The sequence below is a fragment of the Streptomyces sp. NPDC088350 genome (assembly GCF_044753545.1).
GTDB lineage: Bacteria > Actinomycetota > Actinomycetes > Streptomycetales > Streptomycetaceae > Streptomyces.
Window position 1 is genome coordinate 179,509 of the sequence record NZ_JBIVNL010000017.1, and the last position, 13,683, is coordinate 193,191.

The 13,683-nt window shown below is 70.1% G+C and carries 11 protein-coding genes; 4 read left to right on the top strand and 7 right to left on the bottom strand.

Annotation, left to right across the window (positions count from 1 at the left end; all coding sequences use genetic code 11):
- Window positions 1-50: 50 nt before the first annotated feature.
- Window positions 51-1,670 carry an acyl-CoA synthetase gene (locus tag ACIQBL_RS43195; protein ID WP_401953098.1) on the top strand — a complete coding sequence of 540 codons (1,620 nt, stop codon included), beginning with the start codon at window positions 51-53 and terminating at the stop codon, window positions 1,668-1,670.
- Between the two features lie 84 nt (window positions 1,671-1,754).
- Window positions 1,755-3,638 carry a sulfatase gene (locus ACIQBL_RS43200; RefSeq protein WP_401953101.1) on the top strand — a complete coding sequence of 628 codons (1,884 nt, stop codon included), beginning with the start codon at window positions 1,755-1,757 and terminating at the stop codon, window positions 3,636-3,638.
- Between the two features lie 192 nt (window positions 3,639-3,830).
- Here the strand turns inward: ACIQBL_RS43200 and ACIQBL_RS43205 are convergent, their stop codons facing one another.
- A complete protein-coding gene (locus ACIQBL_RS43205; RefSeq protein WP_401953104.1) occupies window positions 3,831-4,700 on the bottom strand; it encodes an alpha/beta fold hydrolase in 870 nt (289 codons plus the stop codon).
- Window positions 4,701-4,812: 112 nt separating this feature from the next.
- Between ACIQBL_RS43205 and ACIQBL_RS43210 the strand changes: the two genes are divergently transcribed.
- The gene (locus ACIQBL_RS43210) at window positions 4,813-5,145 is read left to right on the top strand and encodes an ArsR/SmtB family transcription factor (protein WP_401953107.1); all 333 of its coding nucleotides are present in this window, start codon (window positions 4,813-4,815) and stop codon (window positions 5,143-5,145) included.
- Window positions 5,146-5,258: 113 nt separating this feature from the next.
- Window positions 5,259-6,149 (top strand): TIGR03620 family F420-dependent LLM class oxidoreductase, encoded by an 891-nt coding sequence (locus tag ACIQBL_RS43215; protein WP_401953111.1) that lies wholly within the window; start codon window positions 5,259-5,261, stop codon window positions 6,147-6,149.
- A gap of 150 nt (window positions 6,150-6,299) precedes the next feature.
- On the opposite strand, the gene ACIQBL_RS43220 is transcribed toward ACIQBL_RS43215, so the two are convergent.
- The 6 genes from ACIQBL_RS43220 to ACIQBL_RS43245 all read right to left on the bottom strand — a co-directional run bounded on the left by ACIQBL_RS43220 (window position 6,300) and on the right by ACIQBL_RS43245 (window position 13,634).
- Window positions 6,300-7,796 (bottom strand): acyl-CoA synthetase, encoded by a 1,497-nt coding sequence (locus tag ACIQBL_RS43220; protein ID WP_401953114.1) that lies wholly within the window; start codon window positions 7,794-7,796, stop codon window positions 6,300-6,302.
- Window positions 7,797-7,937: 141 nt separating this feature from the next.
- Entirely contained in the window at window positions 7,938-9,488 is a 1,551-nt protein-coding gene (locus tag ACIQBL_RS43225) for an acyl-CoA synthetase (protein WP_401953117.1), read from the bottom strand.
- 149 nt (window positions 9,489-9,637) lie between these two features.
- The gene (locus tag ACIQBL_RS43230; protein ID WP_401953120.1) at window positions 9,638-10,747 is read right to left on the bottom strand and encodes an NAD(P)H-dependent flavin oxidoreductase; all 1,110 of its coding nucleotides are present in this window, start codon (window positions 10,745-10,747) and stop codon (window positions 9,638-9,640) included.
- Window positions 10,748-10,801: 54 nt separating this feature from the next.
- Complete coding sequence (locus ACIQBL_RS43235) at window positions 10,802-11,635, bottom strand: class I SAM-dependent methyltransferase (protein WP_401953122.1); 834 nt, start codon at window positions 11,633-11,635, stop codon at window positions 10,802-10,804.
- Window positions 11,613-11,996 carry a hypothetical protein gene (locus ACIQBL_RS43240; protein WP_401953125.1) on the bottom strand — a complete coding sequence of 128 codons (384 nt, stop codon included), beginning with the start codon at window positions 11,994-11,996 and terminating at the stop codon, window positions 11,613-11,615. Before ACIQBL_RS43240 ends, ACIQBL_RS43235 begins: the two co-directional genes overlap by 23 nt.
- 63 nt (window positions 11,997-12,059) lie before the next feature.
- A complete protein-coding gene (locus ACIQBL_RS43245; RefSeq protein ID WP_401953126.1) occupies window positions 12,060-13,634 on the bottom strand; it encodes a phytoene desaturase family protein in 1,575 nt (524 codons plus the stop codon).
- Window positions 13,635-13,683: the final 49 nt, after the last annotated feature.

Below are 13,683 nucleotides of genomic sequence, written 5' to 3' on the forward strand. Positions count from 1 at the left end.
TTGCCGCGCCCTTTGCTCTGATGACCGGCGAACCGACGTCAGGAGGAGTGGTGGAGTACAACATTGCCGACCTGTTCGAGTCGGTCGTCGACGTGGTCCCGGACCGCGAGGCGCTCGTGTACATCGACCACCCGGGGACGGGCGCGGAACGCCGCCTGACCTACGCGGAGTTGGACGCGGCCGCGAACCGTGTCGCGCATCATCTGATCGACTCAGGGATACGCCCGGGCGAGCATCTCGGTCTTCATCTCTACAACGGCGTCGAGTACTTGCAGACGGTGCTGGGCTGCCTGAAGGCGCGGATCGTGCCGGTCAACGTCAACTACCGGTACGTCGAAGAGGAGTTGGTGTACCTCTACCGGGACGCCGATCTCGTGGCGCTGGTCTTCGACACGGAGTTCACCGAGCGGGTGGCTGCCGCACTGCCCCGGGCGGAGCAACTGCGCCACCTGGTACGGGTGGGGACACCGCAGGCCGGCGCGCCGGACGTGCCCGCCGTGGCCTTCGCGGACGCCGAGGCCACCGGCTCCGCCGGGCGCGGGTTCCCGGCCCGGTCGGGCGACGACCAGTTCATCATCTACACCGGCGGTACGACCGGGATGCCCAAGGGCGTGATGTGGCGCCAGGAGGACCTGTTCTACTCGGGGCTCGGCGGTGGCGCGCCCACTGGTGAACCCGTCAAGAAACCGCAGGAGTTGGCCGAGCGGGTCGCGGCCGGCGGAGCGGGGATCACGTTCTTCCCGACTCCTCCGCTGATGCACGGCACCTCCACACTCACCGCGTTCATCGGCTTCAACTTCGGTCAACGCGTCGTGATCCACCGCAAGTTCGTGCCGGACGAGGTGCTGCGGACCATCGAGAAGGAGAAGGTCACCAGCATCTCCCTGGTGGGCGACGCGATGCTGCGCCCGCTGATCGACGCCCTCAACGGGCCGATGAAGGGCACGGACTGCTCGTCGGTGTTCAGCGTGTCGTCGTCGGGCGCGATCATGTCGGAGACGGTGCGCCGCCAGTTCCAGGAACTGCTTCCCAACACGATGCTGCTGAACAACTACGGCTCGTCCGAGTCCGGCTTCAACGGCACGGCGACGGCCGACTCCGGGGCCGGGCAGTCCTTCCGCATCCGCGTCAACTCCCGTACCCAGGTGGTCGATCCGGCCACGCACGAGCCGGTCGCCGTCGGTGAGATCGGCCGGGTCGCCCAGTGCGGGCACGTACCACTCGGCTACTACAACGACCCGCGGAAAACCGCCGAGACCTTCTTCCAGAAGGACGACGAACGGTGGGTCCTGCTCGGCGACATGGCGACCGTGGACGAGGAGGGCGTCGTCACGGTCCTCGGCCGTGGCTCGCAGTGCATCAACACCGGTGGCGAGAAGGTGTATCCGGAGGAGGTCGAGCAGGCGCTCAAGTCGCATCCGGATGTCTACGACGCGCTGGTGGCCGGAGTGCCGGACACTAAATGGGGCAACCATGTGGCCGCCGTCGTACAACTGCGGGCGGGTGCGGTACGACCGTCGCTGGACGACATCCAGACGCACTGCCGCACCCACCTCGCCGGCTACAAGATCCCGCGCCAGCTGGTGATCGCGGAGTCCATCCAGCGGTCGCCGAGCGGCAAGGCGGACTACCGGTGGGCGCGGGAGGTGGCGGTCGCGGCGGATCGATGAGCCGGTGCGGACACCATGATGAACTGACGGTAGCGTGCGGCCGTACTGGTGATGGCGGGCCTGGTGAACCGGACCAGGTCGGCCATGCCATCACCGGGTTTCGCACGGAAGGAAGTTCGGGTGCCGCTCTTCACGCGCTCTCGCTCATTGCCGGACCAGAAGGATGCCGAGGAGACCGGCCCGGCGGCGACCGAGCCCGCCTCACTCGAACCCCCTGACTCGGCCGCACCCCAAGAGTCGGCGGAGACCGCCGAGTCGACCGAATCGACCGAATCGACCGAATCGACCGAATCGACCGAGCAGGAGGCTGAACTCCCCCTCCGCGCGGGCTGGTTCGGCTGGCGCCGTCGTTACCCCCGCGCGGCACGTGCCGTGGGGGTGGGCACGAGTGTCCTGGCCGGCGTGCTGCTGTTCGTCGCGCTCCTCGTGCCGGACCGTCTGGACCGGATGACCGTCCAGTCGTTTCTCCGCTTCCCCGTGGAGCTGATCATCCTCGCGGTCGTGCTGCTCGCGCTGCCGTCGAGGGCGCGGCGGATCGCGGCCGTCGTCCTGGGCGCGTTCGTCGGGCTGACCACCGTCCTGAAGTGCCTCGACATGGGCTTCTACCAGACGCTGGCCCGGCCGTTCGACCTGGTCTTCGACTGGGTCCTGTTGAGCGACGCGGCGGACTGGATGAAGGACTCGTTCGGGCGCACGGGCGAGGTGCTCGCGATCATCGGCGTGCTCGTCCTGCTGATCGCCGTGCTCGTGCTGAGCGCGCTCGCGATGGTGCGCCTGTCGAACCTGATGGCCAGGCACCGCCCCATGGCCGTACGCACCACACTCGTGCTCGGAGTCGTGTGGATCACGTGCTTCACGCTGAGCGTGCAGGTCGGCGGTGTCACCCTCGCCACCAAGGGGTACAGCACGTTCCTCGCCAACCGTGTGCAGTACGTGCGCGACGGCCTGGGGGACGCGGACGTCTTCAGGAAGCAGCTCACCGTCGACGCGTTCGCCAAGACCCCGTCCAACCAACTCCTGACCGGACTGCGCGGCAAGGACGTGCTGTTCACGTTCATCGAGAGCTACGGCCGGGTGGCCATCGACAGTCCGACGATGGCGCCGGAGATGGACGCGACGCTCGCAGCGGGCGACGCCAGGCTCAAGGCGGCCGGCTTCGCCTCACGCAGCGCCTGGCTCAGGTCGCCCGTGACGGGCGCCGGCAGCTGGCTCGCCCACTCGACGTTCCTGTCCGGCCTGTGGATCAAGAACCAGCAGCGGTACCGGACCGTGACCACCAGCAGCCGCGCGACCCTCACCAGCTACTTCCAGAAGACCGGCGCCTGGCGCACGGTCGGCATCGTCCCCGGCGTGCGCAAGGCCTGGCCCGAGGGCAAGTACTTCGGCCTCGACAACATCTACGACTCCACGCACCTCGGCTACCAGGGCCCGTACTTCAGCTGGACGCCGGTGCCGGACCAGTTCAGCCTGGAGTCCTTCCAGAAGCTGGAGTACGGCAAGAAGAACCGCGACCCGATCATGGCGGAGATCATCCTGGCCTCCAGCCACAACCCCTGGTCGCCCATCGCCCACACGATCCCCTGGAACCAGCTCGGGGACGGCACGATCTTCAACCAGATCAAGAAGGAGGGCACCAACCCGACGGAGGTCTGGAAGAGCGCGAAGCGCGTGCGCACCGAGTACCGCAAGGCCATCCAGTACTCCGTGGACAGCCTGACCCAGTGGATGCAGCGCTACGGCAACAAGAACACCGTCCTCGTCTTCCTCGGCGACCACCAGCCCGTCCCGACGGTCACCGGGGGCACCAGCGACAAGGACGTGCCGATCACGATCGTCGCCCACGACCCGAAGGTGCTGGACCGGATCTCCAGCTGGGGCTGGACGGACGGGATCAAGCCCGCCGACAGCGCACCGGTGGTGAGCATGGACAAGTTCCGCGACCGCTTCATGACGGCGTTCGCGAAGTGACCTGCTCCGCCACGAGGAACGCGTCGAGGATCCGCTCGACGAGCGCGGCGCCCCGGTCCTGAGGAAGCCCAAGTGAACGGCGGGTCCGATGGCCAGTCGTTCGGCGATCGGCGTTCAGCCGGCGCGGTCGACGCCGTCGCCTCCGTCGACGCCAAGGGAGTGGAGCGGGAGGACGACACACCGGCCGGCTTCTCATTCCGCCGATACCGAGGGCGCCCCGCTCCCGTCGAGGAACGCGGCGACGCGGCGCACGAACCATTCCGGGTCGTCGAGCCACGGGTAGTGACCGGCATCCGGCTGGACCGCAAGCTCCGCGTTCAGGAAGACCTCGGCGGCACGGCGGGCGAGGCCGGGACGGGGGCCGCCGTCGAGTTCGCCCGCGAGCACCAGGACAGGTGCGGGCAGGCGGGCGAGGGCGGCCCGGGTGGCGGGCGGATCGAAGGCGCCCTCGGAGAAGTACAGGTCGGCGGCCTCGTCGTTGAACTGCCCGTCGGCGAGTGCGGCGTGTTCCTCGGCGACGGCATCCCACCGGCCGTAGAAGAAGGGCTCGAAGACCGGGTCGAACTCCCCGGTGCCCGCGAGCCATGCCTCGAACGCCGGGTACGCGCCCTCGAACCACGGCTCGCCCTTCCGTAGCCGTAGCCGTGCGGCCGCGAGTCGGTCCTCGGCCGTGGCCGGCATGCCCAGTGCCCACGGGGTGGCGGTGATGAGCGCCAGTCGTGCCACCCGTTCGGGATACCGGGCCGCGTACAGCATGGCGAGACTGCCGCCCGCCGAGTGCGCGAGCACATCCATGTGCTCCAACCCCATGTGGGCGCGCAACACCTCCACGTCCTCGACCAACCGGTCGCAGCGATACGTCGCCGGGTCCGCCGGCACCGCGGAGTCACCGGTCCCCCGCAGATCGAGCAGGACCAGCCGACGACGCGCGTCCAGCCCACCCAGATCACCGAGATACGCGGAGGCCCGCATGGGCCCACCGGGCAGCACGACAAGCGGCTCGCCCTCACCCCGTAGGTGGTAGGCGAGTCGAGTGCCGTCGGCGGCGGTGAAGGTCGGCATGGGGCTGATCCTCACCGCCGACCGTCCCTGGCCGCAAGGCAGTTCGGCCGAGGCACACCCCGCCGCCGTCGACATTCTCCGAATCGTGGGTACCGACCTATACTCCGAATCCATGGCGGAGACTGCGACCTCACCGGATCCCGACCTGGTCGGCGCGTTGCGGGCGCTGTCGAACCCGATGCGGTTCCAGTTGCTGCAATGGCTGCGTGAGCCCGAGCGCCACTTCTCCCTGGAGGGCGCGCTGGTCGACCCGGTCGAAGTGGGTGTGTGCGTGACCCACATCCAGGCCCGGGCCGGGCTGGCCCAGTCGACGGTGTCGGCCTATATGGCGGAACTCCAGCGGGCCGGTCTGGTGCAGGCCACGCGGGTCGGCAAGTGGACCCACTACCGGCGCGACGAGCAGCGCATCGCCCAGTTGGTCGCCGAACTGGGACGCGCCCTCTAGACGTTCACCCGACTCCCGTCACCGGCTGCACACTTGCATCTCATATCGAGATTCTGCGATATTTCGATGTGAATCGATCGGCGTCGTTCGCGAGTCAGACGAGGGGTTGTTCCATGGGCGGTATCGAGAGCCTGGAGCTGGGCAGGTTCGGGATCTACACGTTCGACTTCGAGTACCAGTCGGCCGCACGGATGCGCGAGTCGGTCCAGGAACTCGAGGAACAGGGGTGGCGGGCGCTGTGGATTCCCGAGCTGCTCGGTCGGGACGCGTTCACGCACGCCGGTTACCTGCTCTCCTGCACGGAGCGGATGAGCATCGTCAACGGCATCGCCCGCATCTCCTCCCGCGAGGCCCGGTGGGCGTACGGCGCCGCTCTCCTCCTCGCCGACGCCTACCCGGACCGGCATGTGCTCGGCCTGGGACTCGGTGGGAAACCGGAGCCGGGCACCAAACCTCTCGCGGCGATGGCCGAGTACCTCGACGCGATGGACGCCCTGGCCACGGAAACGCCCAACCCCCGGCCGAAGGCCCCCATGCACCGCGTCCTGGCCGCGTACGGGCCCAGAATGCTGGAACTGGCCCGCGACCGAACCGGCAGCGCGCAGACCTATCACGTCAATGTCCAACACACCGCTCAGGCACGGAAGATCCTCGGCCCGGACGCCTTCCTGGCCGTGGAACACGCGGTGTTGTTCGAGTCGGACCCCGGCACGGCACGCGCGATCGCACGCGCCCACCTGCACGACTATCTCAACACCCCTTACAACATCGCGAAGTTCCGCCGCCTGGGCTACTCCGAGGAGGAGATCACCGGGGGCGGCAGCGACCGTCTCGTCGACGACTTCGTGTTCTGGGGCGACCTGGACACCATCGTGGGAAAGCTTCACAGCCATGTCGAGGCCGGCGCCGACCACGTCGCCGTACAGGTGATCGGGATCGAGCCGGGCCAGTCCGCGCTGCCGTACTGGCGCAGGCTGGGCGAGGCGCTATTGCCCGCGCAATAGGAGCGCCGAAGAGCACTCCTTGCTCGTCGCCCCCGGCCCAACAGCTCCGCGCGGCCGGGCTGCCCACGGGGCATCCGCCAGGTGCTGCCCTGCACCACGGCCGAGGCCGCCGTACAGCCGTGGCGTACAACCGTGCCCGGGCGGGAGCGCTCAGCCGGCGAACCGGTCCCGCAGCTCCCGCTTCAGGATCTTCCCGCTGGCGTTCCGCGGCAGCTCCTCCACGAACACGACGCGCTTCGGTGCCTTGAAGTGGGCGAGCTTCTCGCGGGCGTGGTCGATGAGTTGGGCCTCGGTGACCTCGCCGCGCGGGACGACCACCGCGGTGACGGCCTCGATCCAGCGGTCGTCGGGGAGGCCGATCACGGCGACCTCGGCGACGCCCTCGTGGGTGTAGAGCGCGTCCTCGACCTGGCGTGAAGCCACCAGTACTCCACCGGAGTTGATGACGTCCTTCACCCGGTCGACGATGGTGAAGAAGCCGTGCGCGTCCCGCACCGCCAGGTCGCCGGAGTGGAACCAGCCGTCGCGGAAGGCGGCGGTCGTCTCCTCGGGCTTGTCCCAGTAGCCCTCGCACAACTGCGGGGAACGGTAGACGATTTCGCCCGAGGTGCCGTCGGGTACGTCCTTGCCGTCCTCGTCGACCACGCGTGCGTCCACGAAGAGGACGGGACGACCGCAGGAGTCCAGTCGGCCCTTGTGCTCGTCGGGGCCCAGGACCGTGGCCAGCGGGCCGATCTCGCTCTGGCCGAAGCAGTTGTAGAAGGCCAGTCCGGGCAGCCGTTCACGGAGCCGCTCCAGGACGGGCACCGGCATGATCGACGCGCCGTAGTACGCCTTGCGCAGCCCGCTCAGGTCGCGGGTCGCGAAGTCGGGCCGGTTCGCCAGGCCGATCCACACGGTGGGCGGGGCGAACAGGCTGTCCACGCGCCCGGTCTCGATCAGGTCGAAGAGCCGGTCCCCCTCCGGTGCGTCGAGGATGGTGTTGGTGGCGCCCACCGCCAGGTACGGCAGCAGGAACACATGCATCTGCGCCGAGTGGTACAGCGGCAGCGAGTGCACGGGCCGGTCCCCCGCGCTCAGGTCCAGGGCGGTGATCGCGCTCAAGTACTCGTGCACCAGGGCCCGGTGGGTCATCATCGCGCCCTTGGGCAGCGCGGTCGTGCCCGAGGTGTAGAGCAGCTGCACCAGGTCCTCGGCACGGGGCTCGGGACCGTCGTACGGTGACGCCGACGCCAGCCGCTCCAGCAGTGAGCCGTCCGCGTCCCGCAGCGGCAACGTCCTGGTGCCGTCCGCGAGTTGACCGGTGAGGTCGGGATCGGCGAGCACGAGCGCGCTGCCGGACTGGCCGACGATGTACGCGAGGTCGTCGCCGGTGAGGTGGTGGTTGACCGGCACGTGCACGAGGCCCGCGCGGGCGCAGGCGAGGAAGCCGATCAGGTAGGTGTCCGAGTTGTGGCCGTAGGAACCGACCCGGTCGCCCGGTGCCAGGCCCTGGTCGAGGAGGACGGTCGCCGCGCGGGAGACGGCGTCGTCGAGTTCCTCGTAGGTCCAGGAGCGCTCGCCGTAGTCCACCGCGACGCGTGCGGGAGTGCGCCGGGCACTGCGTCGCAGTACCCCGTCAACCGTACTGCCGTGTCCGGGCTTCATGACGCATGATCCTCGGGCCGACGCCCGGCCAGGTCAAGCCGAGAGGGCGAGATTGTCTCGGCCCACATGGGGTGGGGCCACATTCTTCCCGCTCCAAGTGCGGATGGAAATCACGTGGGCCGTACACACATGGGCCTGTACTCACATGGGCCGCGTGCGCCCCTCCCAGTACGGATCGCGCAGCCGCCGCTTGTACAGCTTGCCGTTCGGGTCGCGGGGCATCTCGGTGATGAAGTCGATGCTCTTGGGCCGCTTGTAGCCGGCGAGTTGCTCGGCGCAATGGTCGAGGAGGGCGGTGGCGAGGGCCGGGCCGGGCTCTTGGCCGGGTGCCGGTTCCACGACAGCCTTGACCTCCTCGCCCCAGTCGTCGTGCGGGATCCCGAAGGCGGCGGCGTCGGCGACGGCGGGGTGGGCGAGGAGCGCGGACTCGATCTCGGCCGGGTAGATGTTGACGCCGCCCGAGATGATCATGTCGATCTTGCGGTCGCGGAGGAAGAGATAGCCGTCCTCGTCGAGGAAGCCGAGGTCGCCGACGGTGAAGAAGTCGCCGATGCGGTTCTTCCTCGTCTTGGCCTCGTCCTTGTGGTAGGCGAAGCCGCCGGTGCTCATCTTCATGTAGACCGTGCCGAGTTCACCGGGCGGGAGCCGGTTGCCTTCGTCGTCGAAGACCGCGAGTTCGCTGATGGGCCAGGCCTTGCCGACCGTACCGGGCTTCTTCAGCCAGTCCTCGGCGGTCGCGAAGGCACCACCGCCCTCGCTGGCCGCGTAGTACTCCTCCACACAGTGGCCCCACCAGTCGATCATCGCCCGCTTCACATGGTCGGGGCACGGGGCGGCGCCGTGGATGGCGTGCCGCATGGACGAGACGTCGTAGCGCGCCCGTGTGTCCTCGGGGAGGGCGAGGAGGCGGTGGAACTGGGTCGGGACCATATGGGTGTGGGTGCATTTCTCACGGTCGATGAGGCGGAGCATCTCCTCCGGGCTCCACTTGTCCATCAGGACCAGGCGGTGGCCGATGTGCAGGCTCGCGCCCGCGAACTGGAGGACGGCCGTGTGGTAGAGCGGTGAGCAGACCAGGTGCACGTTGTCGTCGAACGGCTTGATGCCGAAGATGCCTAGGAAGCCGCCGAGGTACGCGGACTCGGGCGGCTTGCCCGGCAGGGGGCGGCGGATGCCCCGGGGGCGTCCGGTGGTGCCGGAGGTGTAGTTCATGACCCAGCCGAGCGTGCGGTCCGGGGGCGCCGACTCCGGTTGTCCGTCGAGGAGTTCGGCGTACGGCCGGAAGCCCTGCACCGTGCCGACCGCGTACCGGTGAGTGGTGGGGAGGCCCGCCTCGTCGGCGGCCTGGCGGGCGGGCTCGGCGAACCGCTCGTGCGCGATGAGCACCTTGGCGCCGGAGTCGGAGACGATCCAGGCGATCTCGGGGGCGACGAAGTGGTGGTTGACGGGGACGAGGTAGAACCCGGCCTGGGTGGCGGCCAGATGGGCCGTGAAGAACTCGACGCCGTTGGGCAGGACGACCGCGAAGGCGTCGCCGCGTTCGAGTCCGGCGGCGCGCAGACCGTGGACGAGCTGGTTGGCGGCGGCGTGCAGGCGCCCCGCGGTCCACACCTCGCCGTCGGGAGCGACGAGGACCTCCCGGTCGGGATCCTGAGCGGCCTGGGCCCAGAAGCCGGCCGGAGGTGTGCTCACACCCTGCGTGGCGCCCCCACCTCCAGTGCTCCCGCCCCCTGTGGCCCCGCCCTGTGTAGCCCCGCCTTGTGTGGCCTGGCCCTGTGTGGCCCAACCCTGTGTGGCTGCCTCGGGCGCGGTCTGCCCCCGCGTGCTCTCCCCCTGCGTGCTCACTGGCCGCTCCTTCCGGCGATGCGGTTGATGCGGTCGACGGCGTGCTCGAAGCCGCGGGTGAGGTCGTCGAAGACGGCCTGGACACTGCGTTCGCTGTTCATGCGGCCGACGATCTGGCCGACGGGGGTGCCGAGCAGTGGTTCGACCTCGTACTTCTGGATGCGCGAGACGGCCTCGGCGACCAGCAGGCCCTGCAGCGGCATCGGGAGGGTGCCCGGTCCGCTCGCGTCGTCCCAGGCGTCGGTCCACTCGGTGCGCAGCTGGCGGGCCGGTTTCCCGGTCAGGGCGCGGGAGCGGACGGTGTCGCCGGACCCGGCGGCGAGCAGTTTGCGGGTCAGGCCGGGCGAGTGCATGTCCGCTTCAGTGGTGGTCAGCCACATGGAGCCCAGCCACACACCTTGGGCGCCGAGGCTGAGCGCGGCGGCCACCTGCTGTCCGCTGCCGATGCCGCCCGCGGCGAGTACCGGCAGCGGGTCGACGGCGTCGACGACCTCGGGTGTGAGGACCATGGAGGCGATCTCGCCGGTGTGTCCGCCCGCCTCGTAGCCCTGGGCCACGACGATGTCGATGCCGCCCTCCGCGTGTTTGCGGGCGTGCCGGGCGCTGCCCGCGAGAGCGGCGACCAGTACGTCCTGGTCGTGGGCGCGGGCGACGACGTCGGCCGGTGGGGAGCCCAGCGCGTTGGCGAGCAGCTTGATCGGATAGTCGAAGGCGACGTCGAGCTGGGTGCGGGCGACCTGTTCCATCCACCCGGTGATGCGCCAGCCGGACACCTCGCCCTCGGCGAGTTCGGGCACGCCGTACTTGGCCAGCGTCTCGGTGACGAACCGCCGGTGCCCTTCCGGGATCATCGCCTCGACCTCGGCCTCGGTGACGCCCTCGACCTTCTTCGCCGGCATGACGACGTCCAGGCCGTACGGCATCCCCTCGACGTGCGCCTCCAGCCAGTCGAGGTCGCGCTTGAGGTCGTCGGGGGCTGTGTAGCGGACCGCGCCGAGCACACCGAAACCGCCGGCCCGGCTGATGGCCGCGGCGACGGCGGGGAACGGCGTGAAGCCGAAGATGGCGTGCTCGACTCCCAGTTTCTTGCTCAACTCCGTCTGCATGGGCGCAGAATGCCGCAGTCCTCCGGACGACGGAAGGCCTTTTCTGATGCTCCGTCAGATTTTCCTCGGAACGGGACCCCGCCGGGCGGCGAGCACGGGCTGGTGGAAGCCGCTGCTCTCCGGCTCGTGCCAACTGACGTCCGCGAAGCCCGCGTCGGCCACGGCGTCGGTCAACTGGCCCCGGGTCAGGGCCCAGTACGCGGTGCGCCGGACCCGTACCTCCCAGCCGGCACCGTCCGGCACGAGCTGGAAGTGCTCCAGGTCGTAGCGCTCGCCGTCCTCGTGCCAGTGCCACAACTGGAAGGTCACCACGCGGCCTTGGGCGGTCGGCGACACCTGCGGAGGCGCGCAAACGGGACGGGCGGCGCGGATCCCGTTGTCGCCCGCCCGGCCGTAGTCCCGGACGCTCAGCAGCAGGAGACCGTCGTCGCGGAGAACCCTGCGCATCCCGATCAGGGCCGTGCGCACGTCGTCGGCCGTGAGCAGATGGGGCAGCGAGTTGTCGGCGCAGACCACGACGTCGAAGACGGACGCGCGGAACGGCAGTGCCCGCATGTCCGCCGCGGCCACCGGAAGGCCGACGCCCCGGGCCGCTGCCTCCGCGCCGGCGCGGGTGACAGCGGCCGGGCTCAGGTCACTCCCGACCACCCGGTGGCCGACCCCCGCCAGCCCGATCGCCTGGGTGCCGATCCCGCAGGAACAGTCCAGGACCCGGTGCGGACCGGTGCCCAGCCGTACGCGGACGACTCCGTCCAGCGCGGTCGCCTGGCGGGCCATGCTCGCGTCCCAGTCCGGGAAGATCAGGTGGTAGTCGGCGGCGAGGCCGTCGTAGAAGTCCCGGGCCGAGGACACGATCACCTTCCTGTCAGCGGCTTTCCAGCCGAACATGGAGCTCTCGTTCCTGGTCTCCGGAGGTCACCGCGAGGTCGTGCACGATGAACAGGGAGTCCAGGGTCGTACGGAACTGTTCGACCGCCCAGTACCCGCCCTGCACATCCGCCTCGACGGACGCCCCGAGCCGGGCCGGACCGCCGGAGGCGCCCTCGTGGGCGTCGGCGACGTCGAAGGTGCCGAGCCAGACCGTGGGCCGGGTGTCGTGGTGGTCCCGGGGGACGTCGTCCGCGCGCCGGTCGGATCCGTAGCACGCGCACAGCGTGTCGAACACGATCCGGGCGTCCTCCTTGCTGCACCCGCTGATCTCCACCGAGACGGATTCCGGGTGCCCTGGCACTGTGTGCACGCTGTCCATGGCGGTCGCTCCTCTCGTCCACTCCCAGAAAAGCACCACTTTCCCGGCAGGGCACCAGGGCGGTCAGCCGACGTCGCCCTCCAGTACCGCCATCGCCGCGTTGTGCCCCGGCACCCCGCTCACGCCCCCGCCCCGCACCGCGCCCGCCCCGCACAGAAACACGTTCGCGTGCCGGGTCTCGACGCCCCAGCGGCCGGTGCCGTCCTGGGCGTAGGGCCAGCTCAGCTCGCGGTGGAAGATGTTGCCGCCGGGCAGCCCGAGGTCGCGCTCCAGGTCCAGCGGGGTCTTCGCCTCGATGCACGGGCGTCCGTCCGCGTCGGTGGCCAGGCAGTCCGCGAGCGGTTCGGCGAGGTGGGCGTCGAGCTGGGCGAGTGTCGCCTTCAACAGTTCGTCGCGTACGGCGTCGTTGTCCCGTTCGAAGAGGCGCGCCGGGGTGTGCAGGCCGAAGAGGGTGAGGGTCTGGTAGCCGTCCTCGACCAGGTCCCGGCCGAGGATGCTCGGGTCGGTGAGGGAGTGGCAGTAGATCTCGGAGGGCGGCGCGGCGGGCAGTGCACCGGCCGCGGCCTGGGCGTACGCACCGGCCAGTTGGTCGTAGCCCTCGGCGATGTGGAAGGTGCCGGCGAACGCCTCGCGCGGGTCGACCGAGGTGTCGCGGAGCCGGGGCAGCCGCTTGAGCAGCATGTTCACCTTGAGCTGGGCGCTCTCGGCGGGTACGGGCGGCTCGTCGCCGGTGAGGGCGGCCAGTTGCTGCGGGGAGGCGCCGACGAGGACGTGCCGGGCGGCTACGACCCCCTCGCCGTCGGCGGTGCGGTAGGTGACCTCGGCGGCGCGGCCGTCCGTGTCGATGCGGAGGGCCTCGTGCCCGGTGGCGAGTACGGCACCGGCGCCGCGCGCGGCGGTGGCCAGGGCGTCTGTCAGCGCGCCCATGCCGCCGACCGGGACGTCCCAGGCGCCGGTGCCGCCGCCGATGACGTGGTACAGGAAGCAGCGGTTCTGCGCGAGCGTGGGGTCGTGGGCGTCGGCGAAGGTGCCGATGAGGGCGTCGGTGAGGACGACGCCCCGGACCAGGTCGTCGGTGAAGTTCTCCTCGATCGCGACACCGATCGGCTCCTCGAAGAGCATCCGCCAGGCGTCCTCGTCGTCGACGCGCCGGCGCAGTTCGTCGCGGGTGGGCAGCGGCTCGGTGAGCGTGGGGAAGACCCTCTGCGCGAGGCGACCGGTCGTGCCGTAGAGCCGCTGCCAGGCCGCGTACTCGCGGTCGCCGCCGGTCAGGCGGGCGAAGGCGTCGCGGGTGCGGCGCTCGCCGCCGCCGACGAGGAGGCCGGTGGGGCGTCCGCCGCGTTCGACGGGGGTGTACGACGAGATGGTGCGCCCGCGGACGCGGAAGTCGAGGCCGAGGTCCCGCACGATCTTCTTGGGCAGCAGGCTGACCAGGTACGAGTACCGGGACAGCCGTGCGTCGACCCCGGCGAACGGGCGGGTCGACACGGCGGCGCCGCCGGTGCCGTCGAGGCGCTCCAGGACGAGCACCGAGCGCCCGGCCCGGGCCAGGTAGGCGGCGGCGACCAGGCCGTTGTGGCCACCGCCGACGATGACGGCGTCGTACGTCCGGTGTCCGGGTCCCTCGTGTGCAGGCATGGTTCTTGGTAACACGAGGTGATCTAGGTCGGCCAGGGGTGGGCACGGG